Below are 24,681 nucleotides of genomic sequence, written 5' to 3' on the forward strand. Positions count from 1 at the left end.
GGGGCGTCGCCGTCTCGCGCATGGCGCTTGCGCGCAGCGGTCTATACCTTCGGGCGAGTCGGGGCCGGCCGTCCCCGGCTTGGGGGAATACCGTGACCGAGCCGTCCTTCGCACCGCCTGCCCAGACCCGCCTGCCTGGCCTCGATCTCTGGGATCAGATGAACGATCCGCCGCCTCGCGAAGTGCGGATCCTCGACGTCATCCATCGGATGTACGACTTCAATCAGGACCGCACCAACAACCAGGAACGGCGCGTGCTGCATCTGCGCGCCCTGCACGTGCTGGAGGGAAAGCCGGTTCTGGTCGAGAAGCGGGTCATCCAGGACAGCCTGATCTTCGCGGCCCTGGGCTCGTCCGAGCGGACCTTCGCCAACCCGCTGCTGGCCTGGAACGCCATGGAGGCCGTCGCCGCCCGCAACACCAAGTTCGTCTTTACCGACACGCGTCCCCAGCCCTGTTCGCCGGAGGTCGCCGAGCTCTTGGCGGGGACCGTCGGCGCGCCCGCCTTGTCCTATCGGCACGACGCCATGGACAACGAGCACCAGACCTTCTTCAACGTCGAGCAGTGGGCCGTGGGCATGAAGCTGCGCACGCTCGAGGGCAAGGCCTACTGGGACTGGCTGGACTAAAGCCCGGAACGTCCGGCCGGCGCCCTTCGCCTGGGCGGAACGGCCGGGATCTTCCCGCTCCGGCGTTCCCAGGTGCGCGTTCGGTCGAGTCGTCATACATCGTTATGCGAGCAGTCGGCGAAATCGCGCCCGGGGCGTGATCGTGGCGTTGGGGGGCTTGCGTGAAGGAACTCGAGGCGATCACCGGCGGGGCTCTGGGCGGCTGGATGGCGCGGTTCAGGTCGGACGGGCGCTCGTCCCACGCGCCGCCGCCGCCGGGCACAAAGTGCGAGAACTGCGAGACCGAGCTGGTCGGCCACTTCTGCCACGCCTGCGGCCAGGAGGCGTCGAACCATCACAGGTCGATCCTGCACGTCACCTGGGAAGCCATCGAGGGGATGTTCCACCTCGACGGCCGGCTGTGGCGCACCGTGCCGTGGCTGTTCGTGCGGCCGGGCCGGTTGAGCCGCGAATATCTCGACGGCAAGCGGGCGCGGCACGTGCCGCCGTTCCGCCTGTTCCTGGTCTCGCTGCTGCTGTTCATCCTCTCGGCCGAGACGGTGATCCACAAGACCATGCATGACGCCCAGCACGGAGCCCCGCATGGCGAGGCCGCCGCGGGCGCTCATGGCGAGGACGGCAAGGCGGCCAAGGCCTCGCCGGGCCACGCGGCGCCGAAGGGCGATGGCCCTGCGAAGCCGGACAACGTCGTCACCCTCGGCAAGGAGGGGTCACAGATGCGGTTCGTGACTCCCGAGAAGAACGGGCCGGTCAAGGACAACGCCCGCGCCGAATGGCTGAACACCCAGATCGGCAAGGTCATCGCCACGCCCGGCTACTTCATGGCGGTGGTCTTCGCCTGGGGGCACCGGCTGGCCGTGTTCCTGTTGCCGATCATGGCCCTGGCCCTGGGCGCCTGCTACGTCTACCGGCGCAGGTTCGTCATGTACGACCATCTGGTCGTCTCGATGAACTTCCTGTCGTTCATCTTCCTGCTGTGGGCCCTGGTGCTGATCCTGCCCGCGCCGGTGCGCGACACCGGGGTCTTCCTGGCCATGCTGTGGGCGCCGGTGAACCTGTTCGCGACTCTGCGCGGGGTCTACGGCTCGGGCGTCTTCGGCGCTCTGCTCAAGACCGTGGTCGTCTGGGGGACGACGCTGCTGGCCTTCCTGGCCCTGCTGCTGGGCCTGCTGTGGCTGGGGCTGTCGCAGATCTGACGGCGCATGCCGCTTTATTGTTCGTAAGCTGACATTATCCCCAACCGGCGCCGGCGGCTGTCATGACAGTTTCGCATGCGCCTGTTACGCGGACGGTGTTCTGCGGAAATAATCAACAACCGCAGGCACTTCTACGTAAAAAGGGGATTACTTCGTGTCCAAGTCCATGATCGCCCGGTCGGCGCTGATGCTGACCTGTGCGATGGGCGCGCTCGCCAGCGCCGCCGTCGCCAACGCCCAAGAAACCGCCGACTCGACCAGCCTGGAAGAGATCATCGTCACCGCCGAGCGCCGCTCGGTGAACCTGCAGGACACGCCGCTGTCGGTCGCCGTGGTCGGCGGTTCTGACCTGCGCGCCCTGCAGGCCGGCGGCGACGACATCCTGGCCCTGGCCGGCCGCGTGCCCGGCCTCTACGCCGAGACCACCACGGGCCGCATCTTCCCGCGCTTCTACATCCGGGGCCTGGGCAACATCGACTTCTACCTCGGCGCCTCGCAGCCGGTGTCGATCATCCAGGACGAGGTCGTGCTCGAGCACGTCGTCCTGAAGTCGAACCCGGTGTTCGACGTCCAGCAGGTCGAAGTGCTGCGCGGCCCGCAGGGCTCGCTGTTCGGCCGCAACACCACCGCCGGCATCATCAAGTTCGACACCGCCAAGCCGACCCAGACCCTGCAGGGCCAGGCCCAGGCCTCGTACGGCAGCTACGGCACCACCACCTTCGACGGCGGCATCGGCGGCCCGATCGTGGCCGACAAGCTGGCCTTCCGCGTCTCGGCCCTCTACCAGCACCGCGACGACTGGGTGGACAACACCTTCGCCGGGACCAGCGCCGACGGCACCAAGACGCCGCAGAGCGACGCCATGGGCGGCTTCGACGAGCGCGACATCCGCCTGCAGATCCTGGCCACCCCGACCGAGAACCTGTCGGTCCTGGCCTCGGCCCACGCCCGCAGCTACGAGGGCACCTCGACCCTCTTCCACCGCGCCGGCCTGAAGAAGGGCTCCAACAGCACCCAGTACGCCGAGCGCGACAAGGTCGCCTTCGACGAGGCGGTCAACAACCCGCAGGCCTACGACACGGTGGGGACCTCGCTGAAGATCGACTACGACTTCGGCGGCGTGAAGCTGACCTCGATCAGCGCCTATGAGGGCACCGACGGCTACAGCCGCGGCGACACCGACGGCGGCGCCGCGGCCAACTTCCCGGTCGGCGGCGTGGCCAACGGCTATGGCCAGTCGCAGGGCGCGGTGAAGGACCTCGACCAGATCACCCAGGAAATCCGCCTGGCCAGCGACACGGACGGCGCCTTCAAGTGGCAGGTCGGCGGCTTCTTCTTCGACAGCCGCGACATCACCAACTTCTACCAGCGCGCCTATTTCGTCCGCACCAACCCCAACAACTGGGTGTCGCTGAAGAACGCCAACACCTCGTGGGCGCTGTTCGGCCAGGTCAGCTATGACCTCTCTGACAAGCTGACCCTCACCGCCGGCCTGCGCGAGACCGAGGACACCAAGAAGACCACCCTGCTGAAGACCGCCGACACGGCCGCCGGCGCGGTGACCTATACCGGCCGCCGCTATGTGAAGATGTCCGACACCCAGCCCAGCTGGGACCTGTCGGCGCTCTACAAGGTGACCGACGACGTCAGCGTCTACGCCCGCGTCGCCCGCGGCTTCCGCGGCCCGACCATCCAGGGCCGCTCGGCGGTGTTCAACAGCGACTTCACCACGGCTAACTCGGAAACGATCCTGTCGTGGGAAGCCGGCTTCAAGAGCCAGCTGCTGGACAACACCCTGCGCCTGAACGCCACGGCCTTCACCTACAAGGTCGAGGACATCCAGCTGAACGGCAACGACAGCAACGGCAACGGCGTGCTGTTCAACGCCGACAAGGCCGAGGCCTACGGCATGGAAGCCGAAGCCCAGTGGAAGCCGATCGCCAACCTGACCCTGACCGCCGGCCTCTCGCTGCTGCACAGCGAGATTAAGGACAAGCGCGTCTACGCCCAGGTCTGCATGCTCAACAGCGTGGTGGTCTGCACCGTGCAGAACCCGACGATCACGACGTCGAACGGCAACGTCTACGCCCAGATCGACGGCCAGCCGCTGCCGAACGCGCCGGAGTACAACATCGACTTCACCGCGCGTTACGACATCCCGCTGGGCAACGGCGGCCTGCTGTTCGCGGCCACCGACTGGAACCAGCAGGGCTACACCAACTACGTCCTCTACAAGACCAAGGAGTTCTACTCCGACGGCAACTTCGAGGGCGGCGTGAAGCTGGGCTACTCGGCTCCGGGCGGCGCGTATGAAGTGGCCCTGTTCGGCCGCAACATCACCAACGAGAAGAACCTCAAGGGCGTGATCGAGAACTACATGGCCTCGGTCTTCAACGAGCCCCGCATCGTCGGGATCTCGGTCAGCGCCAAGCTGCGTTGATCTGATCCGCTGACCTGAAAGAGCGCCCTCCGAGCTTCGGCCCGGGGGGCGTTTTTCGTTTTTCTGTTTTCCTTCTCCCCTTGCGGGAGAAGGTGTCGGCGATAGCCGACGGATGAGGGGTCTCTCAAACACTGACCGCCTCACCCAGCCGATCCGCTCGTCGCGGCCGCGCCGGTCATCGACCCCTCATCCGACCCGCTGCGCGGGCCACCTTCTCCCGCAAGGGGAGAAGGAACTCAGAGCGACTGCCCGTCGTCGACGGTGATCACCGACCCCGTCACCGCCCGCGCGGCGTCCGACACCAGGTAGAGCGCCGTCGCCTCCAGGTCCGAGGTCTCCATCAGCCGCTTGCGCGGAAAGCCCGACACCAGCTTCTGCCCGCCCTCGGTATTGAACCAGTCGTCGTTCAACTCAGTGCGGATGTAGCCGGGGCACAGCACATTGACGTTGATACCCTTGCTCGCCCATTCGCGGGCCAGGCTCTTGCCCATGTGGGCCGTGGCGGCCTTGGAGGCGCAGTAGGCGGTGATGCCCGGCAGCACCTTGTGCGCGCCGATCGAGGCCACCAGCAGCACCCGGCCGCGCGCCTCGACGCCGGCCCTGATCATCCGCCGCGCGCCCTCGCGGGCGGTCAGGAACACGCCCCGGGTGTTGACCCCGATGATCTTGTCGAAGTCCTCGATGGCGATATCCAGCGCCGAGGCGCGGACGTTGATCCCGGCGTTGGCGATCACCGAGTTCGGCGGGCCCCAGGCGGTTTCCACCGCGTCGTAGGCGGCGATCACCGAGGCTTCGTCCTCGACGTCCATCGAGACCGCCAGGGCCGAGCCGCCGGCCGCCTCGATCTCGCTCACCAGGGCGGCCAGCCGGTCGGCCCGCCGCGCCGCGACCGCCACCCGCGCGCCGGCCCGGGCGGCCGCCAGGGCCAGGTTCGCGCCGATGCCCGACGAGGCGCCGGTGATCAGCACGGTGCGGCCGGAAAGGTCGGTCATGGCGTATGCTCCCTCGGTTTCGGAAGGGAGCATACGGGTGTTTGAAAGGCTTAGGCCAGCCCCGGTCCCTCGATCTTCACCACCGGGGTGAAGGCCGGGCGGCGTTCGGGGAGGGTGATCTTCAGGCCCTTGTCGTCGCGGGTGAAGGGCAGGGGATCGCCACCGAGCAGCGACACCCGCCGCACCTCGCCAGAAGCATGGGGCGCGCCGACGGCCAGGCTCTCGATGACCATCTCACGGCCCGGCTCGACCAGCGGCAGGGCGTAGAGCGCGCCGGCCTTGGTGGTGAAGCGGATGTCGCGAGCCTCGAACGGCTTGGCGTCGCCCTCGTTCTGCATGCCCTCGACGAGACGCGTCGGACCCTCGCCGTAGATCTTCCACGGCCGGGTCGAATAGATCGCCTCGCCGTTGACGGCGATCCAGCTGGCCATGTCGGCCAGCACCGCGGCTTCCTTGTCGTCGATCGAGCCGTCGCCGCGCTGGGGGATCGACAGCATCAGCGTGCCGTTCTTGCTGACCACGTCGGTCAGGCGCTGCACGACGTCTTTCGCGGTCTTGTAGCCGTTGCGCTCATAGAGGCCCCGGTCGTAGTGCCAGTTGCCGATGCAGGTGTCGGTTTGCCAGGGCTCGTCGCGCAGCCGGTCGGAGAAGCCGCGTTCGACGTCCTCGACGATGGCCTTGCGCTGGAACGCGGTGAGCTTCTTGCCGGTCACCACCACGTCGGTGCGGCCGGTCTGGCGGACGGCGTTGTTGTAGAAGTGCGCCGTCGCCTCCAGCCCCGCCTGGCCTAGCGGCAGGGCGTAATTGTCGAAATAGACCATGTCGGGCTTGTAGCGGTCGACGAGGTCGTTCTGGCGCAGCAGCCAGTTGCGCACGAAGGCGGGGTTGTTGGGCGGCGGGGTCTCCAGCCACTCGCCGTCGTGCTTGTCGTGCCAGGCGTTGGCCTCGGCGATGGAACCGATCCCGTCGGGGATCACCATGTTGCGGCCGGTATAGAGCTGCTGCGGGTCCAGGCCCTGCCACCACTTGCCCTTGCCGTCGGCCTTGGTCAGCCGGAAGGCGTCGTAGCGCTGGCCCTTCAGCGGGCCTTCGGCGTCATAGCCATAGGCCGTCTGCCACCAGTGCCAGGCGTGGGCGGCGTGGTTGGAGACGGCGAACTTCAGGCCGTGGTTGCGGACGACCTTTTCCCAGGTCCCGACGATGTCGCGCCCCGGTCCCACCCGCGTGGTGTTCCAGGCGTGGTGGCGGCTGTCGAACATGTCGAGATTGTCGTGGTGATTGGCCATCGACATGAAGAACTTCGCCCCGGCGGCGACGTAGGTCTTCATCAGCGCTTCGGGATCCCAAAGCTCGGCCTTCCAGCGCGGGATGAACTCCATGAACCCGAACTTGGTCGGGTGCCCGTAGGTCTTCACATGGTGTTCGTAGAAGGGGTTGCCCTGCTGGTACATCTGCCGGCCGTACCAGTCGCCATACTCGGGCACGCATTGCGGACCCCAGTGCGACCAGATGCCGAGCTTGGCGTCGCGGAACCAGTCGGGCGTCCTGTAGCCGGCCGCCAGCGACTCCCAGCTGGCCTTGAACGGCCCGCGAGGCGCGGCAAGTGCGGGAGAAGCGGCGAGGCCGGCGGTCGCGCCCAGAAGCGCGCGGCGGGTGAAGGGCATGGCAAGCTTATCCGTTACTGGACCGGCGTCAGGCGCGCGGCCGCGCCGCCGCTGGCGGCGAGTTTCAGGGTCAGAGTCGAGGTGGCGGAGACGGAGGGATTCGAACCCTCGATAGCGGTCGGCGTCGCTCCGTCCTGACGAACGTCGGCCTTCCACGATCCCTTGCCCAGGAAGTCGAGCGGAACCTTCACCGTCCGGGCGGTCTCGTTGTTCAGCGCGCCGATCCACCATTCGTCGCCCTTGCGGCGGGCGATGACGATCGACTGGCCGATTTCGCCGGTCACGTAGCGGATCTCGTCCCAGGTGGTCGGCACGGCGCTGACGAAGTCCAACCCCTCGGGGCTTTCGGCATAGGTGTCGGGGCTGTCGGCGACGATGGTGAACGGACTGTCGAACACCACGAACATCGCCAGGGCCTGGCCGCGCGTCGTCTGCACGAAGGGCAGCCTGTCGCGCGGCTCGAACTTGTCGGGCGAGACGTTGCGGAAGCCGCCAGGGGTGTAGTCCATCGGCCCCAGCAGCATGCGGGTGTAGGCGAGATTGACGTTGTGGGTCGCGGTGATCCGTGCGCTCCACTTGTTGTACTCGGCCCCCAGCACGCCTTCCTGGGTCAGGTAGTGCGGATAGGTGCGGATCAGGCCCGTCGGGTGATAGGCGCCGTGCAGGTCGACCATCAGGTGGTGCTCGGCCGCGCGCTTCAGCAGGCGATGGTAGAAGTCGACCACCTGTTGGTCGTCGCGGTCCATGAAGTCGACCTTGATCCCCTTGATCCCCCATTTCTCATAGAGGGGCAGGGCCTCGTCCATCTGGGCGTCTAGCGCCTTCCAGTTCAGCCACAGCCAGATGCCGACCTTCTTCTCCTGGCCGTAGGAAACCAGGCCCGGCAGGTCGAGCTCGGGCTTGGGACGGGTGACGTCCGCCCCCGGCCGCACCACCGAGGCGCCGCCGGCCCCGACGTTCCAGCCCTCGTCGATCAGCATGTATTCCAGGCCGTTCCTGGCGGCGAAGTCGATATAGGCTTTGATCGTCTCAGGGTTCATGCCGGCGTTGGGCACGGCCTTGAGCGCTGGGCCGTTCCACCAGTCCCAGGCGGCCTTGCCCGGCTTGATCCAGCTGGTGTCGGCCACGACCGACGGCGCGCTCAGCGTGGTCAGCAGGGTGTTCTCGACCAGTTGGCCGGCCTTGGGCGCGATCATGATCACCCGCCAGGGCGAGGCGACGTCGGCGCCCAGGCGGGTCTTCACCGCCGTGCCCGACCCGTCGAGGCGCGGCGACAGCTTGACCGACAGGCCCAGGCGGCCGTCGCCCCGACCGGTCAGGTACATGCCCGCCCAGTCCTTCAGGTCGGCCTCGGCGATGGCGAAGGCGGCGTTGTCGCCCTGGCAGACCACCGGGGCGTCATAGAGATTGTGCTCGCGGAACTTCGAAGCCTGGACGGCGTCGAACTCGCCCTCGTGGCTGGTGCCGAACTTGCCGAGGTTGAGGCCGTGGCAGCTGTAGTCCCTGGGGAACGAGAACCCCGTCACCTCGTCATTGACGTTGGTCGCCGCTGTCGCCTCCTGCTGGGGCAGCAGGTAGCGGAAGGCCACGCCCTGGTCGTAGGCGCGGAACACGACCCGTAAGCGGCGGCCGCTCTCTTCCTGAAAGTCGACGGTCAGGTCATTACGCTTCTGGGCCACGTGGCTGACCTTGCCGGCCGGCAGGTCGTAGACGTCTTCGCCCGAGCCGGTTTCCGCGCCGACGATCTTCACGCCGTAGGAAAAGCGGCCGCCCTTCGACAGCTCCAGGCCCAGGCCCGAGGGCGCGATCAGGGGCTTGCCCTTGTAAGCGACGGCGTAGCGCGCCTGTCCCGACTCGTCGGAGACTTGCACCGAGATGGCGCCGTCAGGGGAGGAGAGGGTGCGGGTTTCGGCGGAGGCTTCCGCCCCATACAGCGCTGTCAATGCGGCTCCCGCCAGCAGCGCGTTGCGAATGGCCCCCATGCATCATCTCCCCAAAATTCGTTGTCTCAGTGTTTGTCGTATTAATTAGACCGTGTATGGATCGACGTCGAGCTTTCGATACCGGTAACATTCAGGCGGCTTTCAGACCGTCGAAGCGCAAGGAAGAGCGGGGGAAAATGAAGACCAGGACCCTGACCATCGCCCTGATGGCGACCACCCTTCTGTCGGCTCCGGCGTTCGCCGCCGACGGTCCCAAGAGCACCGCCCATCCGGCCCTGTGGCCCGCGGCCAAGAGCCAGGGCCTTGTCGATCCGGCCACCGAGGCCTTCGTCGACGGCCTGCTGGCCAAGATGACGCTCGAGGAGAAGATCGGCCAGATGATCCAGGCCGACACCGCCTCGATCAAGGCCGACGACCTCAAGACCTATCCGCTGGGTTCGATCCTGGCCGGCGGCAGCTCGCCGCCCCTGGGCGCGCCCGACCGCTCGCCGGTCGGCCCCTGGGTCGACACCGTCAAGGCTTTCCGCGACGCCGCCGCTCAGCGTGGTGGGACCAACATCCCGCTGATGTTCGGCATTGACGCCGTGCACGGCAACAACAACGTCGTTGGCGCCACGCTCTTCCCGCACAACATCGGCCTGGGCGCCGCCCATGACCCTGAGCTGATCCGCAAGATCGGCGCCGCCACGGGCCAGGAGACAGCGGTGTCAGGCTTCGACTGGGCCTTCGGTCCGACCCTGACCGTGCCGCGCGACGACCGCTGGGGCCGCGCCTTCGAGGGCTATTCGGAAGATCCGCAGATCGTCAGCCTCTACGCCCGCGAGATGATCCTGGGCCTTCAGGGCGCCGTCAGCGAGGGCCATGCCCTGCAGAAGGGCCATGTGGCGGCCAGCGCCAAGCACTTCCTGGGCGACGGCGGCACCACCAACGGCAAGGACCAGGGCAATACGGAGGTCTCCGAGCAGGAGCTGATCCGCCTGCACGCCCAGGGCTACGTTCCGGCCATCAACGCCGGGACCATGACCATCATGGCCTCGTTCAACAGCTGGAACGGCCAGAAGATGCACGGCAACAAGTCGCTGCTGACCGACGTGCTGAAGGGCAAGATGGGCTTCGACGGCTTCATCGTCGGCGACTGGAACGGCCACGGCCAGGTCGATGGCTGCACCCCGACCAACTGCGCCCAGGCGGCCAACGCCGGCCTGGACATGTACATGGCCCCCGACAGCTGGAAGGGCCTCTATGACAACCTGCTGGCCCAGGCCAAGTCGGGCGAAGTGCCGATGGCGCGCATCGACGACGCCGTGCGCCGTATCCTGCGCGTGAAGGCCAAGCTCGGCCTCTTCCAGACGGCCCGTCCGTGGGAGGGCCGCGAGGGCGTGGTTGGCAACGCCGATCACCGCGCCGTCGCCCGCGAGGCCGTGGCCAAGTCGCTGGTGCTGCTGAAGAACAACGGCGTCCTGCCGATCAAGGCGAGCGCGAAGGTGCTGGTGGCCGGCTCGGGCGCCGACGACATCGGCCAGCAGTCGGGCGGCTGGACCCTGTCGTGGCAGGGCACCGACAACAAGAACAGCGACTTCCCCAACGCCCAGTCGATCTATTCGGGCTTCAAGGACGCGGTCGAGGCCTCGGGCGGCAGCGCCACCCTCAGCGTCGACGGCTCGTTCACCGACAAGCCTGACGTCGCCGTCGTGGTGTTCGGCGAGACCCCCTACGCCGAGGGCGTGGGCGACCTGAAGACCCTGGAATACCAGCCGGGCGACAAGACCGATCTGGCGCTCCTGAAGAAGCTGAAGGCCGCCGGCGTGCCGGTGGTGGCCGTGTTCCTGTCGGGCCGCCCGCTGTGGGTGAACCCGGAGATCAACGCCTCGGACGCCTTCGTCGCCGCCTGGCTGCCGGGTTCGGAGGGCGGTGGGATCGCCGACGTGCTGGTCGGTGACAAGGCCGGCAAGGCCCGTCGCGACTTCAACGGCAAGCTGTCGTTCAGCTGGCCCAAGACCGCCGCCCAGACCTCGCTGAACAAGGGCGACAAGACCTATTCGCCTCTGTTCGCCTACGGCTACGGCCTCAGCTACGCCAAGCCGGGCAAGGTGGCCAAGCTGTCGGAAGTCTCGGGCGTCACCGCCATCGCGGCCAACGACAGCAACTACTTCGTCGGCGGCAAGACCCCGGCGCCGTTCGAGTTCCGCCTGCTGCCGACCACCTCGGTGCATATCAAGCCGATCGACGCCGGCAACGTGCAGGAGGCCGGCCGCCAGCTGACCTTCGCCGGCGGCGTGCCCGCCGCGGCCGAGATCGCGGCCGACAAGGCCTTCGACCTGACCTTCCAGACCAACGCCGAGATCGCCCTGCAGATCGCCTACCGCGTCGACGCCGCGCCTTCGGCCAAGACGACCCTGGGGATCGGCGCCGGCAAGCTCGACGTCACCTCGGTGCTCTCGGGCGCCAAGGTCGGCGAGTGGACCAGCCTGAAGGTGCCGCTGAAGTGCTTCCAGTCGGCCGGCACGGACGTCACCAGGGTCGAGGCCCCGTTCTCGCTGGCCACGGCCGGCTCGCTGACGGTCTCGATCAGCGGCGTGAAGCTGACCACCGACCCGACCGGCACGACCTGCCCGGCCAAGGCGGACTAAAACTACAAGGTCGTCATCCCGGAAGCCGCGCAGCGGCTATCCGGGACCCAGGGGCCGGCGCACTGCGGTCGCCCCTGGGTCCCGGCTCTCCGCACTACGCGCTCCGGCCGGGATGACGAATTTTAGAGTAGCGACTAAGCGGAGACCTCGCGTGCGCCTGACCCGTCACCTGCTCGCCGGGGCCGCCGCCCTGGCCGTCGTATCGCCCGCCGCCGCCGCGCCGCTGCTGGCCTCGGTGTTCACCGACCACGCCGTGCTCCAGCGCGACCGGCCGATCCAGGTCTGGGGCGTCGCCGCCCCGAACGCCGCCGTCTCCATCGATCTTTCCGGCCAGGCCGTGACGGCTGCCGCCGACGCCCAAGGCCGCTGGACCGCCCGGCTTCCGGCCCGCGCGGCCAGCGCCGCGCCGCTGACCCTCACCGTCAAGGCCGGGGCCGAGACCCAGACCGTGTCCGACCTGCTGGTCGGCGACGTCTGGCTGTGCTCGGGCCAGTCGAACATGGAATATCCGCTGCGCCGCGCCCTCCAGGGCGAGGCCGAGGCGCAGAATTCCGCCGACCCGCAGATCCGCCTGCTGCAGACCGGCCGCACCAGCTTGCCGCATCCTAGCGACAAGCTGCCGGCCTACGCCGTCTGGAAGACCTCCGCCTACGACAGCGCCAACAACTTCTCGGCCGCCTGCTGGTTCATGGGTCGCGAGATCAAGAAGACCACCAACGCGCCGGTCGGCCTGATCGACGCCACCTGGGGCGGTTCGGTGATCCAGGACTGGATCAGCGGCCCGGGCCTCAAGGCGCTGGGCAACTATGACGAGGGCCTGTCGGTGCTGGCCGACTACGCCCAGGATCCCGCCAAGGGCATGGCCCGCTGGGGCGCGATGCTCGACCGCTGGGCCGCCCGGGTCGAACCGCATGCCGCGAACTGGGCCAAGCCCGGCTTCGACGACCGCGCCTGGAAGACCATGCCGGCGCAGCAGTTCTGGGAGACCAATCCGGGCCTGGAAACCTTCGACGGCACGATCTGGCTGCGCGCCACGATCACCCTGACCAAGGCCCAGGCCGCTGCCCAAGCCAAGGGGGGCGCGACCCTGGTGCTGGGTCCGGTCGATGACATCGACACCACCTTCGTCAACGGCCGCGCCGTCGGCTCGCAGGAGGGCTGGGACGCCAAGCGCGCCTACGCCGTTCCCGCCGGCGTGCTGAAGGCCGGCGCCAACGTCGTCGCGGTGCGGGCTGTCGACGCGGGCGGCGGCGGTGGGGCCTGGGGTCCTGCCAAGGACAAGGGGCTGAAGCTGGCCGACGGCTCATTCGTCCCGTTGGGCGCGTCCTGGCGCTACAAGGTCTCGACCAACCTCTCCGACACCGGCCTGCCGCCGCATGCGCCATGGCTGGGGGCCTCGGGCCTCTCGACCCTGCACAATGGCATGATCACCCCGCTGGCGCCCTACGGCGTCAAGGGCTTCGCCTGGTACCAGGGCGAGGCCAACGTCACCGAGGCGCCTGAGTACGCCCGCCTGATGCCGGCCCTGATCGCCGACTGGCGCCGCGAATTCGCCGCGCCCGACGCGCCGTTCCTGATGGTGCAGCTGGCCAGCTTCGGCCCGCAGACCGACAAGCCCGGCGTCTCGCGCTGGGCCGAGCTGCGCGACGTCCAGCGCCGCACCGTCGCCGCCGACCCGAACACCGGCTTGGCCTCGGCCGTCGACATCGGCTCGCCCTACGACATCCACCCGGCCGACAAGCTGCAGGTCGGTCTGCGCCTGGCGGGCCTGGCCAGGAAGCTGGCCTATGGCGAGAGCGCCCTGAACGCCTCCGGCCCCGCGCCGGTCTCGGCCGCCCGCGACGGCGCCGACGTCGTCGTCACCCTGGACCAGCCGGCGGTGGTGTACGGCTCGGCGCGCCCGGCCGGCTTCGAACTCTGCGACGCGCCCGAGTCGTGCCGCTTCGTCGATGCGACCGTGGACGGCGCCAAGGTCCGCCTCACGGTCCCGGCCGGCTACGCCGCCGTGAAGGTCCGCTTCGCCTGGGCCGACAGCCCGGTGCTGAACCTCTACGGCGCCAACCGCCTGCCCGCGACGCCGTTCGAGTTGCCCCTCAAGTAACTCCAACGCCCGTCATTCCCGCCCTTGTGGCGGGAACCCCTGGTTCCGCTAGCAAGTGAGGCGCAAGCGGACTGCTCAGCAGTCCGCCTCATCCGCCCTTGCGGCTGACGGAGGGTTTCCCGCCACAAGGGCGGGAATGACGGGATAGGAGGGGCAGGGCGCGGAAAATGGGCTCCAGCGCCGCTTATTAACCAGCAACTCCTTGCGCCATAAGGTTTTCCATCTCCGGAAGGAGAGCTAGGGTTGACCGACCGCACCTGCGAAGAACTGGCCGAACTTTGGCGCACGGTGTTCGGCGAGCCGCCGCCGATCACCTCCGAGCCGGGCCTCGTCGCCGAGGTCCTGGTGCGCTGCCTGCCGCCCGCCGAACCCTATGGCCCGCAAGCTTTGCCCATAGCTAAGCTTGAGCGGAAAGCGTCCTGAGACCCTCATAGGCCCTATCTATCTCGCGAACTGATTTTATCGATTGGACCTATTTTCTGCGGCGCGATACCTACGACGCATCCTTTCCAACGGAGCGTCTCATGTCGCTGATCAACACCGAGATCAAACCCTTCACCGCCCAATCCTACAAGGACGGCAAGTTCGTCACGGTCAGCGACGCCGACCTGAAGGGCAAGTGGTCGGTGGTCTTCTTCTACCCGGCCGACTTCACCTTCGTCTGCCCGACCGAACTGGAAGACCTGGCCGACAACTACGAGGTCTTCACCCGTCTGGGCGTCGAGATCTACGCCGTGTCGACCGACACCCACTTCTCGCACAAGGCCTGGCACGACAGCTCGCCGGCCATCGGCAAGATCAAGTACCACATGGTCGGCGACCCCTCGGGCACGATCACCAACAACTTCGAAGTGATGCGTCCGGGCGTCGGCCTGGCCGACCGCGGCACCTTCCTGATCGACCCGGAAGGCGTGATCCAGTTCACCGAGACGACCGCCGAAGGCATCGGCCGCAACGCCATCGAGCTGCTGCGCAAGATCAAGGCCGCCCAGTACGTGGCCTCGCACCCGGGCGAAGTCTGCCCGGCCAAGTGGGAAGAGGGTGAAAAGACCCTGGCTCCCTCGCTCGACCTGGTCGGCAAGATCTAAGACTTAAGTACCGCCTACCCGCGCCGCCGCTCCTCTCCCCTCTGGGGCGGCGGCGCAACTTCTCGATCGTTCGCCGCGTTCGATCCTCCCCCGAAAATCGAACGCCTGCCTTTTCCTCCCCCTAGCCTTTTGGGAGCGCGCCATGCTGGACGCCGGTCTGAAGACCCAGTTGACCACCTACCTGCAGAACCTGCGCCAGCCGATCGAACTGGTCGCCTCCCTCGGCGACGACAAGGGTTCGAAGGACATGCTCTCCCTGCTGGAGGACGTGGCCTCGACCTCCGACAAGGTCAGCCTGAACCTGGCCGGCGACGACGCCCGCAAGCCGTCCTTCGCCATCACCCGCGCGGCTGGCGACGCCGATGTCCGCTTCGCCGGCCTGCCGCTGGGCCACGAGTTCACCTCGCTGGTGCTGGCCCTGCTGCACGTCGGCGGCCACCCGCCGCGCCTCGACGCCGAGGTGATCGAGCGCATCAAGGGCCTGGACGGCGACTACAGCTTCGAGACCTATTTCTCGCAGTCCTGCCAGAACTGCCCCGACGTGGTGCAGGCGCTGAACACCATGAGCGCCCTGAACCCCCGCATCCGCCACGTCGCCATCGACGGCGCCTTGTTCCAGGCGGAAGTCGAGCAGCGCCAGGTCATGGCCGTGCCGACCATCCTGCTGAACGGCCAGCCGTTCGGCCAGGGCCGCATGGAGGTCGAGCAGATCCTGGCCAAGCTCGACACCGGCGCCGAAGCCCGCGCCGCCGAGAAGATCAAGACCAAGGACGCCTTCGAGGTGCTGGTCATCGGCGGTGGTCCCGCCGGCGCGGCCGCGGCCGTCTACGCCGCCCGAAAGGGCATCCGCACCGGCGTGGCGGCCGAGCGCTTCGGCGGCCAGGTGCTCGACACCATGGCCATCGAGAACTTCATCTCGGTGCAGCACACCGAAGGCCCCAAGCTGGCCACGGCGCTGGAACAGCACGTCAAGCAGTACGACGTCGACGTGATGAACCTGCAGAAGGCCGTCGGCCTGGTGGCGCCCAAGACCCCGGGCGGCCTGATCGAGGTCAAGCTCGAGAACGGCGCAAGCCTGAAGTCGCGCACCGTGATCCTGTCCACCGGCGCCCGCTGGCGGAACGTCAACGTGCCCGGCGAAGCCGAGTACAAGAACAAGGGCGTTGCCTATTGCCCGCACTGCGACGGCCCGCTGTTCAAGGGCAAGCGCGTGGCGGTGATCGGCGGCGGCAACAGCGGCGTCGAGGCGGCCATCGACCTGGCCGGCATCGTCGCCCACGTCACCCTGATCGAGTACGACAGCCAGCTGCGCGCCGACGCCGTGCTGCAACGCAAGCTCGCCAGCCTGCCCAACGTCGCCATCGTCACCTCGGCCATGACCACCGAGATTCACGGCGACGGCGCCAAGGTCAGCGGCCTGTCCTACAAGGACCGCAACCACGACACGGCCCACCGCGTCGACCTGGAAGGCGTGTTCGTGCAGATCGGCCTGGTGCCCAACACCGAGTGGCTGAAGGATTCGAACGTCGCCCTGAGCAATCGCGGCGAGATCGAGGTCGACTATCGCGGCGAGACCTCGATGCCGGGCGTCTTCGCGGCCGGCGACGCCACCACCACGCCGTACAAGCAGATCATCATCGCCATGGGCGAGGGCGCCAAGGCCTCGCTGTCGGCCTTCGACTACCTGATCCGCCTTCCCGCGGAGCAGGCCGAAGCGGCCTGATCGGCCTTGCGGACTGAAACGACGAAGGCCCGGACGAGCGATCGTCCGGGCCTTTTCGCTTGTGGAGGGCGGGGCTGGTCAACCTGCGCGGTTGCTCTAGTCTTTCCGGGCATGGCGTCGGGGGGAGGGCGGCCGGTGAAGATCAAGCGCGGGACGTGGGCCAGAATCGTCGGCTGGGTGCTGTTTGCTCCCGTGGCCGCCCTTGTGGCCGTTGGGGCGCTGTTCCGCGTCCAGGGCGGCGTCGACTACCTCTGGTACATCGCCACCCGCAGCGACGTCTTCAACACCTGGGCCGTGCTGTCGATCCTGACGGTCGTGACCGGGGTGGCGGGCCTTGCCGGCGCCGCGTTCTGGATCTGGCGTCGCCGCATGGCCTATGCGGCCGCCTTCCTGGCCCTGACGATCCCCGCGCCGATGATCGCCGAGGCCAGCAGCTGCGACTGGTACGGCTGCGCGCCCATCACCTGGGCCGCGCTGCATCCCGAGATGCTGGCCTGGGAGGTCCGTCTACGCGACGCCGATGCCGAGGCCGCCGAAGGTATCGCCTTCAACACGCTTCGCCTGTCCGACATGCCGTACACCGCCAGCGAACCGAAGCGGGAGGGGCGCGTCTGGCGCCTGCAGACGCGGACGAACCAGGACGTGCGCGGACCTCACGACGTGCTGGTCGACGCCAGGACCGGCCGCGCGGCCGTGGTCCCCGTCGACGCCCCGGCCTCGCTCCTGCGCTAGGCCACCGCGGCCTGGATCCCCGCCAGCAGGTTGGCGGCGGTGATCGGCTTGGAGACGTGCAGGTCGGCGCCGGCGTCGAGGGCTTCGTGGCGGTGCTTCATCAGGGCGTTGGCGCTGAGCATGACGATCGGCGTGCGCGTCGCGCCGCGTTCGGCCTCCAGGGCGCGGATGGCCCGGGTGGCGGTCAGGCCGTCCATGCGCGGCATCTGCATGTCCATCAGCACCACGTCGAACGCGCCGTCCCCGAAGGCGGCGATCGCCTCCAGCCCGTCCTCGACGGTCACCACCTGGGCGCCTTGCGAGGCCAGGATCAGCTGGGCGACACGCTGGTTGGTGGGGTGGTCCTCGACCAGCAGCACGCGCAGCGGCTGGTCGGGCAGGGCGATCGGCTCGGGCGGGACGGGATCGACGTCGGCGTCGGCTTCGACGGCCTCCTGCAGGCGGGGCAGGCTGAGCGTGACGACGAAGCGGCTGCCGACGCCGGGCCGCGACGTCGCCGAGATCTCGCCGCCCATCATCTCGACCAGCGAGCGGCAGATCGACAGCCCCAGGCCCGTGCCGCCGAACCGGCGGCTGATCGACTGGTCGGCCTGGCTGAAGCGGTTGAACAGGCCCCCGGCCTGGTCGGCCTCGAAGCCGATGCCGGTGTCCTCGATCTCGAAGGTCAGGCGGGTCTCGCCGGCGATCTCCTCGGAGCCGACGCGCAGGGTCACCCCGCCCTCGTCGGTGAACTTGATGGCGTTCGACAGCAGGTTGTTGAGCACCTGGCTCAGACGCATGCCGTCGCCCAGGTGCCGGCCGCCGGTGAGGGCCGGGCGCTCGATCGTGAAGGTCAGGCCCTTCTCCTGCGCCCGTCGGCGCAGCACCTCGACGCCGGGGCGCAGCGCCTGGTCGAGGTTGAACGAGCGGTTCTCCAGCTGCAGCTGGCCGGCCTCGATCTTGGAGACGTCGAGAAAGTCGGACACCAGCCGCTCCAGCGTCGCGCCGGAATCGCGCACCAGCCCGACCATCTCGGCCTGCTCGGGGCTGAGCGTCGTGCGCGACAGGGCGTCGATGATGCCGATGACGCCGTTCAGCGGCGTGCGGATCTCGTGGCTGATATTGGCCAGGAAGTCGGACTTGGCCCTGTTGGCCGCCTCCGCGGCCATTTTCGCCTCCAGCAGGTGGCGCTCGGCCGCGACCCGGTCGGTGACGTCGCGGGCCACGCCGTAGATGCGGTCGCCGGCCCGCTGGGCCCGCCATTCCAGCGTGCGGTAGTGGCCGTCGGCGTGGCGATAGCGGTTGATGAAGCCGAGGACGGGATCGCCGTCGCGCCGGGTCTCGACCTCGACCACGCTGTCCTGGGTGCCGGGCATGTCTTCGGGATGGACGAGGCGCAGCAGGGGCCGGCCTTCCATGTCCTCGGGGCTGTGCCCCAGCTTGGTCTGCCAGGACCGGCTGGCCTTCAGCACCGTGCCTTGCAGGTCGCGTATGACCAGCAGGTCGAGCGAGACCTCGAAGAACGAACTGGCGTCCACGAGCAAGGCTTCGCGGCCTGAGGCCTGGGTCACGATCGAAATCCCCGATAACGCCGACTAGAGTTCAGCCTAGCGCAACAAGGTTAAATTCCGATATCGATGATTTCGGTGGAATTTTCGCGAAAAGAGAGTGTCGCGAATAATTCTTCTTTTGCGAGAATTATTGACGACCATTGGTATTTGATCGAGGGGCGGCTGAATCCCTCTCCCCTTGCGGGAGAGGGTGGCCTCGCGGAGCGAGGTCGGGTGAGGGGTCTCTCAGAACTTGAAACCGCGTGCGGCGGCCAGGCTGGGTGATGCGTTTCCCATCTGAGAGACCCCTCATCCGTCGGCCTTCGGCCGCCACCTTCTCCCGCAAGGGGAGAAGGATCGAGCCAGCCTTACGCCTCCGTCGCCCACCCTCGCGCCACGTAGGCCGCGGCCACCGCTTCGGCGATCTTGATGCCGTCCACGCCCGCCGACAGGATCCCCCCGGCGTAGCCCGCGCCTTCACCGGCCGGGAACAGGCCGGCGGTATTGAGGCTCTGGCCGTCCTTGCCGCGGGTGATGCGGATCGGCGAGGAGGTGCGGGTCTCGACGCCGGTCATCAGCACGTCCGGGTGGTCGTAGCCGGCGATCTGGCGGCCGAAGACGGGCAGGGCCTCGCGCATGGCCTCCAGCACGAACGGCGGCAGGCATTCGGAGAGGTCCGTCATCCGGATCCCCGGCTTGTAGGACGGCGAGACCTCGCCCAGCGCCTCCGAAGCCCGGCCGGCCAGGAAGTCGCCGACCTTCTGGGCCGGGGCCTTGTAGTCGCCGCCGCCGGCGGTGAAGGCCAGGGACTCCCACTTGCGCTGGAACTCGATGCCGGCCAGCGGATGGCCCGGATAGTCGCGCTCGGGATCGATGGCCACGACGAAGCCGGAGTTGGCGTTGCGCTCGTTGCGCGAATACTGGCTCATGCCGTTGGTCACGACCCGGTTCGGCTCCGAGGTCGCCGCCACCACCGTGCCGCCCGGGCACATGCAGAAGCTGTAGACCGTGCGGCCGTTCGAACAGTGATGCGACAGGCTGTAGTCGGCCGCCCCCAGGTCCGGATGGCCGGCGCAGGCCCCGAAGCGCGCCTTGTCCATCCACGACTGCGGGTGCTCGATGCGCACCCCGATCGAGAACGGCTTGGCCTCGATGTGGACGCCGCGCTCGTGCAGGGTCTGGAAGGTGTCGCGCGCGCTGTGCCCCACGGCCAGCACCACGTGCTCGGTCTCCAGATACTCGCCGGTCGACAGGCGCAGGCCCTTGAGTTTGCGCGCGCCGTCCTGCCCGGTCTCGATCTCGAAATCCTCGACCCGATGCTGCCAGCGATATTCGCCGCCCAGGCTCTCGATCAGCGCGCGGATGTTCTCGACCATGTGCACCAGGCGGAAGGTGCCGATGTGCGGGTGGGCCTCGGTCAGGATCTCTTCCGGCGCGCCGGCGGCGACGAACTCCTCCAGCACCTTGCGGCCCAGGAAGCGCGGATCCTTGATCTGGCTGTAGAGCTTGCCGTCCGAGAAGGTGCCAGCGCCCCCCTCGCCGAACTGGACGTTGGACTCCGGGTTCAGCTCGCTCTTGCGCCACAGGGCCCAGGTGTCCTTGGTGCGCTCGCGCACCACCTTGCCGCGGTCGAGGATGATCGGCTTGAAACCCATCTGGGCCAGGATCAGGCCAGCGAACAGGCCGCAGGGACCGGCCCCGATCACCACCGGGCGCGGGCCGTCGAAGCCTTCCGGCGCGCGGGCGGGGAAGCGGTAGTCGGTGTCGGGCGTCGGCCGCACCTGGTGGTCGGCGGCGAAGCGCGCCAGCACGGCGGCCTCGTCGCGCAGGGCGACATCGACCGTGTAGATCATCAGGATCGCCGACTTCTTGCGCGCGTCATGGGCCCGCCGCCACAGCCTGACGTCCAGCAGGTCGGCCGGATCGATCCCCAGGCGCGCGCAAATGGCCGGAGCCATGGCCTCCGGCGGATGGTCCAGGGGCAGCTTAAGTTCGGAAAGACGCAGCATAAGCGCGGGTTTAGCGGGTTGGGGGCCGCATTTCCATCATTCCCTCCCGTCGGGATAGGGCGCTTCCCTCCCCCTTGATGGGGGAGGGGCAGGGGTGGGGGTGGCTGCCGCGGTTGAAGCCGCGCACGGCCGCCGGCTCAGCAGGTCACCCCCATCCCCGACCCTTCCCCCATCAAGGGGGAAGGGAGGAGTACGCGTTCTAAACCGCCAGCCGCTTCAGCCGCTCGCGCAGCTCCACCAGCTCCGGCAGCGGGGTGTCCAGCTTGCAGAAGAACTGCTCGGCCACCTCCAGCGCCTTGTCGCGCATGGCGTCGCCCGCTTCGGTCAGCGACACGATCACCCGCCGCTCGTCCTGCGGGTCGCGGCCGCGGGCGATCAGGCCGGCGGTCTCCAGGCGCTTGAGCAGGGGGGTGAGGGTGCTGGACTCCAGGTCCAGCGCCTCGCCCACCTCGCCCACCGTGCGCGGGCTCTTCTCCCACAGCACCAGCAGGGCCAGGTACTGCGGATAGGTGATGCCCAGCGCGTCGAGCAGCGGCCGGTAGAGCCGCGTCACCCGGTTGGCGGCGCTGTACAGCGCGAAGCAGAGCTGGCGGTCGAGGCGCAAGACCTCGACCGCCCCATTCTGAAGCGTCTCTTGCTTGGATATGTCCGTTTCGGAACTCATGCGGCCTTTACGCTGAGGGCGACGTCGATGTTGCCGCGGGTGGCGTTGGAATAGGGGCAGACCTGGTGCGCCGTGGCAACCAGGGCTTCGGCGGCTTCCTGCGAAAGGCCTTGGGTCTCGACTTCCAGGGCGACCTCGAGCTTGAAGCCGACTTCTTGCGCGGCCAGGCCGACGACGCCGGTGACGGTCGAGCCGGTCAGCGGGATCTTCTGCTGGCGGGCCACGAAGGCCATGGCGCTCTGGAAGCAGGCGGCGTAGCCGGCCGCGAACAGCTGCTCGGGATTGGTGCCGTCTTCCTTGCCGCCCAGGGCCTTGGGCATGGCCAGGCGCACGTCCAGCAGGCCGTCGGCGCTGCGGACGCCGCCTTCGCGACCGCCGGTGGCCGTGGCGCGGGTTTGGTAGAGAGTGCTCATCGGGTTCGCTCCTGCGATTGAATTAGTGAGTACGATTTAATCGTGCACGATATAAAAACAAGAGCGACACCGTCGATTTTTTCGCGCGCTTGATTTTGGCCGCCGGCGCGGGTCAGCCTCGCCCTCTCGAAAGACGGGGGAGGGGCGCATGGGATCCTGGTTTCTGAAGGCGGGCCTGGCGGCCGCCGTCGCGCTGGCCAGCCCCGCCTGGGCGCAGCCGACCTCGACGCAAACGGGGAGGGCGACGCTCGACACCGCCGACGTCGATCTCTTCTACCGCCTCTATGACGAGACCGGCGGCCGGCCCAGCGCCGAGCAGCTGCAGAGCCGCTACATCGACGCCGGCTCGCCGGGCCTGCGGACCTTCTTCGAGGCCCGCCGCACGACCGCGACCCGCCTGGCCGAGACCATCGCCGCCCGGCCCGAGCTCTACAGCCGCGCCCGCGACTGCGCCGCGACCCTGCCGCGGGTGAAGGGCCGGGTCGATACGGCCCTGGCCAGATTCGCGGTCCTCTATCCGCAAGCGCGCGTCCCGTCGGTGACGCTCGCCGTCGGCCGCGGCAAGCCGATCGCCATCGGCAGTCCGGTCACCGGCGTGCAGGTGGGTCTGGAGGCGCTGTGCACCGTCGACTTCATCGATCCCGACGTCGAAAGCCGCTTCGTCGGCGTGCTGATCCACGAATATGCCCACGCCCAGCAGAACCCGCTGCTGACCGAGAAGCAGCAGCCGACCGTGCTGGAAAGCGCCCTCGTCGAGGGCGGGGCCGAGTTCGTCACCGCGCTGCTGCTGGGCCGCCCGGCCTATGTCTATTTCGGGCCGCTGACCAAGGGCCGCGAGCGCGAGATCGAGACCGCCTTCGCCGCCGATCTCGACAAGACCGACCTGTCGGCCTGGTTCTACAATTCCACGCTCGAGAAGCCCGCCGACCTCGGCTACTGGGTCGGCTACCGCATCGCCAAGGCCTATTACGACAAGGCCCCGGACAAGCAGGCGGCGCTGCGCGAGATCCTCACGGTCTCGGACGCCCACGCCTTCCTGGCCGCCAGCGGCTGGACGCCTGGCATGACGCTTGAGTGAGGGTCAGGCCGCCCAGGCGGCGGCGAAGCGCTTCAGCTGCGAGCGGGCGGCGCTTTCGTGCACGGTTCCGGTGCGCTCCAGGCGCAGGAAGAGGTCGCCGGCCGGATGGGCGCCGCGGGCGGGCAGGCCCTGGCCGTTGAGGCGCACGAGGCCCCGCTCGGCGGCCTTGGTCGAGATCCACACGGTGCGCGGGCCGATGACGGTGTCCAGCTCCACGCGGCCGCCTTCGGCCAGGACCTGGGCGTCCAGCTGCACGGTCAGCCACAGGTCGTGGCTGCGCACCAGGGCGGCGGGATCGGCCTTGATGCGCACGGTCAGCAGGGTGTCGCCGACGCGCACGGTGTCGCGCTGGCGAAGGCCCGCGGGCAGGGTCAGGCGCAGGCGGCGATCGCCGATCAGGGCCTCCAGCGCGCCGCCGGAAAAGGCGAAGGCCGCGTCGATGTCCAGGCAGGCCTGGCTCGGCATGGCCGGGGTCTCGACGGTGGCGGGGGGAAAGCCCATGGGCGCGGGCGCATCCACGCCCTGCAGCATGCGATAGGCCGCCAGCACGTCGCGGAACAGGACCGCGTCGCCGCCCGGACGGTCCGGGTGGGCGCGCTTGGCGGCCTCGCGGTAGGCCGCGCGCAGCTCGCGCTCGTCGGCGCCGGGCGCGACGCCCAGAATGGCGCGGGCGGCGGAAAGGGACAGGGAAGGGGCCGAGGCGACGGTCATGCCGCGACCCTCGCGCGGACTTGGTCAACGCCGGGTTAAGTTAAGACTTTCGGTCAGCTCCGTGCGGCGATCAGCGCCAGGCTGCCGAACATCACGACCATCACGGTGACCATGCCGATGACCAGCCAGGAACCGCTGCGTTTGTGCCAGGTGATGGGCACGTGGGTGGAGGGACCCTCGGTCCGCGCCCTCAGCGCCCAGCGCTTTACATCCTGCATCGCCGCGTACACGCCGGCGACGAAGGCGCCGCCATAGATCAGGATGCAGCTCAACCAGTCGAGCAGACCCTCCGGCGGCCTTGTCCGCAGCCTGTCGACGAGCCAGAAGGCGCTGATCGCGATCCAGAGCATGAACGGGATCCAGGCGAGGCGGGCGCGGGTTGCTAGCGTCATGCGGCGAAACTGAGGGGCGAGCAGACCCAGGTCAAGCATGGCCCCCGGCCGCGCGCGGGCCTATATCCAGAGCCATGACCGAAGCGCCGCTGATCCCCGCCTCGCCCAGCGAGGACGACTACGTCTCCCAGGTGACCACCGCGACCCCGCCGCCGCTGCTGCCGGAGGGCGATCCGATCCACCTGTTCGGCGAGTGGCTGGCCGAGGCCGGCAAGTCCGAGCCCAACGATCCCAACGCCATGACCGTCTCGACGGTAGACGCCGACGGCATGCCCGACTCGCGCATGGTGCTGCTCAAGGAGGTCGATAGCCGCGGCTTCGTCTTCTACACCAACCTGGAAAGCGCCAAGGGCGTGGAGCTGGCGGCCAATCCCAAGGCCGCGCTGCTGTTCCACTGGAAGTCGCTGCGCCGCCAGGTGCGGGTGCGCGGCGTCGTCGAGCCAGTCAGCGAGGCCGAGGCCGACGCCTATTTCGCCAGCCGCGCCCGCCACAGCCAGCTGGGCGCCTGGGCCAGCGACCAGTCGCGGCCGCTGCCTGACCGCCTGGCGCTGGAGCGCCGCGTGGCCGAGATGGGCCTCAAGCACGGCCTGATCGGTAAGGTGCCGCGTCCGCCGCACTGGTCGGGCTTCCGCATCCTGCCCCAGGTCATCGAGTTCTGGCGCGACCGCCCGTTCCGTCTGCACGAACGTCTGGTCTACGACCGCGTCGACGGCGCCTGGACGACCAAGCGCCTGTTCCCCTGACATC

Annotated in this window: 20 protein-coding genes and 1 pseudogene; 11 read left to right on the forward strand and 10 right to left on the reverse strand. The window is 68.5% G+C overall.

Annotation, left to right across the window (positions count from 1 at the left end):
- The first annotated feature begins 92 nt into the window (after window positions 1-92).
- The 3 genes from AC07NG_RS01180 to AC07NG_RS01190 all read left to right on the forward strand — a co-directional run bounded on the left by AC07NG_RS01180 (window position 93) and on the right by AC07NG_RS01190 (window position 4,265).
- Window positions 93-629 (forward strand): UTRA domain-containing protein, encoded by a 537-nt coding sequence (locus AC07NG_RS01180; protein ID WP_494591622.1) that lies wholly within the window; start codon window positions 93-95, stop codon window positions 627-629.
- Window positions 630-790: 161 nt separating this feature from the next.
- Window positions 791-1,825: a DUF3667 domain-containing protein gene (locus AC07NG_RS01185; protein WP_494591625.1), complete on the forward strand. Its 1,035-nt coding sequence runs from the start codon at window positions 791-793 to the stop codon at window positions 1,823-1,825.
- A 187-nt stretch (window positions 1,826-2,012) separates the two neighbouring features.
- Entirely contained in the window at window positions 2,013-4,265 is a 2,253-nt protein-coding gene (locus tag AC07NG_RS01190; protein WP_494591828.1) for a TonB-dependent receptor, read from the forward strand.
- 236 nt (window positions 4,266-4,501) lie between these two features.
- Here AC07NG_RS01190 and AC07NG_RS01195 read toward each other — a convergent pair whose 3' ends face one another.
- From AC07NG_RS01195 to AC07NG_RS01205, 3 genes are read right to left on the reverse strand one after another with little or no spacing between them, the layout of a single operon-like run.
- Window positions 4,502-5,257: an SDR family oxidoreductase gene (locus AC07NG_RS01195; protein WP_494591627.1), complete on the reverse strand. Its 756-nt coding sequence runs from the start codon at window positions 5,255-5,257 to the stop codon at window positions 4,502-4,504.
- A 50-nt stretch (window positions 5,258-5,307) separates the two neighbouring features.
- Window positions 5,308-6,921: an alpha-L-fucosidase gene (locus tag AC07NG_RS01200; protein WP_494591629.1), complete on the reverse strand. Its 1,614-nt coding sequence runs from the start codon at window positions 6,919-6,921 to the stop codon at window positions 5,308-5,310.
- Between the two features lie 14 nt (window positions 6,922-6,935).
- Window positions 6,936-8,903 carry a glycoside hydrolase family 97 protein gene (locus tag AC07NG_RS01205; RefSeq protein WP_494591631.1) on the reverse strand — a complete coding sequence of 656 codons (1,968 nt, stop codon included), beginning with the start codon at window positions 8,901-8,903 and terminating at the stop codon, window positions 6,936-6,938.
- A gap of 137 nt (window positions 8,904-9,040) precedes the next feature.
- Here AC07NG_RS01205 and AC07NG_RS01210 point away from each other — a divergent pair, with 137 nt between their 5' ends.
- Window positions 9,041-11,494: a glycoside hydrolase family 3 protein gene (locus AC07NG_RS01210; RefSeq protein WP_494591634.1), complete on the forward strand. Its 2,454-nt coding sequence runs from the start codon at window positions 9,041-9,043 to the stop codon at window positions 11,492-11,494.
- Window positions 11,495-11,533: 39 nt separating this feature from the next.
- On the opposite strand, the pseudogene AC07NG_RS01215 reads toward AC07NG_RS01210, so the two are convergent.
- Window positions 11,534-11,599: pseudogene (locus tag AC07NG_RS01215) on the reverse strand (hypothetical protein); the annotation flags it as partial.
- A 46-nt stretch (window positions 11,600-11,645) separates the two neighbouring features.
- On the opposite strand from AC07NG_RS01215, the gene AC07NG_RS01220 reads away from it, so the two are divergent.
- From AC07NG_RS01220 to AC07NG_RS01240, 5 genes are all read left to right on the forward strand, one after another.
- Window positions 11,646-13,595, forward strand: a complete 1,950-nt coding sequence (locus AC07NG_RS01220) for a sialate O-acetylesterase (protein ID WP_494591636.1) — start codon at window positions 11,646-11,648, stop codon at window positions 13,593-13,595.
- Window positions 13,596-13,838: 243 nt separating this feature from the next.
- Window positions 13,839-14,018, forward strand: a complete 180-nt coding sequence (locus AC07NG_RS01225; RefSeq protein WP_494591638.1) for a hypothetical protein — start codon at window positions 13,839-13,841, stop codon at window positions 14,016-14,018.
- Window positions 14,019-14,119: 101 nt separating this feature from the next.
- Window positions 14,120-14,683: an alkyl hydroperoxide reductase subunit C gene (gene ahpC, locus AC07NG_RS01230; RefSeq protein ID WP_110117960.1), complete on the forward strand. Its 564-nt coding sequence runs from the start codon at window positions 14,120-14,122 to the stop codon at window positions 14,681-14,683.
- Between the two features lie 142 nt (window positions 14,684-14,825).
- On the forward strand, window positions 14,826-16,406 hold the full coding sequence (gene ahpF, locus AC07NG_RS01235) for an alkyl hydroperoxide reductase subunit F (RefSeq protein WP_494591640.1): 1,581 nt from the start codon (window positions 14,826-14,828) through the stop codon (window positions 16,404-16,406).
- 135 nt (window positions 16,407-16,541) lie between these two features.
- Entirely contained in the window at window positions 16,542-17,138 is a 597-nt protein-coding gene (locus tag AC07NG_RS01240) for a hypothetical protein (protein WP_494591642.1), read from the forward strand.
- On the opposite strand, the gene AC07NG_RS01245 is transcribed toward AC07NG_RS01240, so the two are convergent.
- The 4 genes from AC07NG_RS01245 to AC07NG_RS01260 all read right to left on the reverse strand — a co-directional run bounded on the left by AC07NG_RS01245 (window position 17,135) and on the right by AC07NG_RS01260 (window position 21,753).
- The gene (locus AC07NG_RS01245) at window positions 17,135-18,688 is read right to left on the reverse strand and encodes an ATP-binding protein (RefSeq protein ID WP_494591644.1); all 1,554 of its coding nucleotides are present in this window, start codon (window positions 18,686-18,688) and stop codon (window positions 17,135-17,137) included. The genes AC07NG_RS01240 and AC07NG_RS01245 overlap by 4 nt on opposite strands.
- 347 nt (window positions 18,689-19,035) lie before the next feature.
- Complete coding sequence (locus AC07NG_RS01250) at window positions 19,036-20,676, reverse strand: NAD(P)/FAD-dependent oxidoreductase (RefSeq protein WP_494591646.1); 1,641 nt, start codon at window positions 20,674-20,676, stop codon at window positions 19,036-19,038.
- A 199-nt stretch (window positions 20,677-20,875) separates the two neighbouring features.
- A complete protein-coding gene (locus tag AC07NG_RS01255) occupies window positions 20,876-21,340 on the reverse strand; it encodes a MarR family winged helix-turn-helix transcriptional regulator (protein WP_494591648.1) in 465 nt (154 codons plus the stop codon).
- Window positions 21,337-21,753 (reverse strand): organic hydroperoxide resistance protein, encoded by a 417-nt coding sequence (locus tag AC07NG_RS01260; RefSeq protein WP_110118053.1) that lies wholly within the window; start codon window positions 21,751-21,753, stop codon window positions 21,337-21,339. Before AC07NG_RS01260 ends, AC07NG_RS01255 begins: the two co-directional genes overlap by 4 nt.
- A 148-nt stretch (window positions 21,754-21,901) precedes the next feature.
- Between AC07NG_RS01260 and AC07NG_RS01265 the strand changes: the two genes are divergently transcribed.
- Window positions 21,902-22,831 carry a DUF2268 domain-containing putative Zn-dependent protease gene (locus AC07NG_RS01265; protein ID WP_494591650.1) on the forward strand — a complete coding sequence of 310 codons (930 nt, stop codon included), beginning with the start codon at window positions 21,902-21,904 and terminating at the stop codon, window positions 22,829-22,831.
- Between the two features lie 3 nt (window positions 22,832-22,834).
- Here AC07NG_RS01265 and AC07NG_RS01270 read toward each other — a convergent pair whose 3' ends face one another.
- On the reverse strand, window positions 22,835-23,542 hold the full coding sequence (locus tag AC07NG_RS01270) for a DnaJ domain-containing protein (protein WP_494591652.1): 708 nt from the start codon (window positions 23,540-23,542) through the stop codon (window positions 22,835-22,837).
- Window positions 23,543-23,595: 53 nt separating this feature from the next.
- Window positions 23,596-23,973 carry a hypothetical protein gene (locus AC07NG_RS01275; protein ID WP_494591654.1) on the reverse strand — a complete coding sequence of 126 codons (378 nt, stop codon included), beginning with the start codon at window positions 23,971-23,973 and terminating at the stop codon, window positions 23,596-23,598.
- 35 nt (window positions 23,974-24,008) lie between these two features.
- Between AC07NG_RS01275 and pdxH the strand changes: the two genes are divergently transcribed.
- Window positions 24,009-24,677 carry a pyridoxamine 5'-phosphate oxidase gene (gene pdxH / locus AC07NG_RS01280; RefSeq protein WP_494591656.1) on the forward strand — a complete coding sequence of 223 codons (669 nt, stop codon included), beginning with the start codon at window positions 24,009-24,011 and terminating at the stop codon, window positions 24,675-24,677.
- Window positions 24,678-24,681 lie beyond the last annotated feature (4 nt).

This window comes from Caulobacter sp. GW821-FHT10C03 (genome assembly GCF_059415485.1).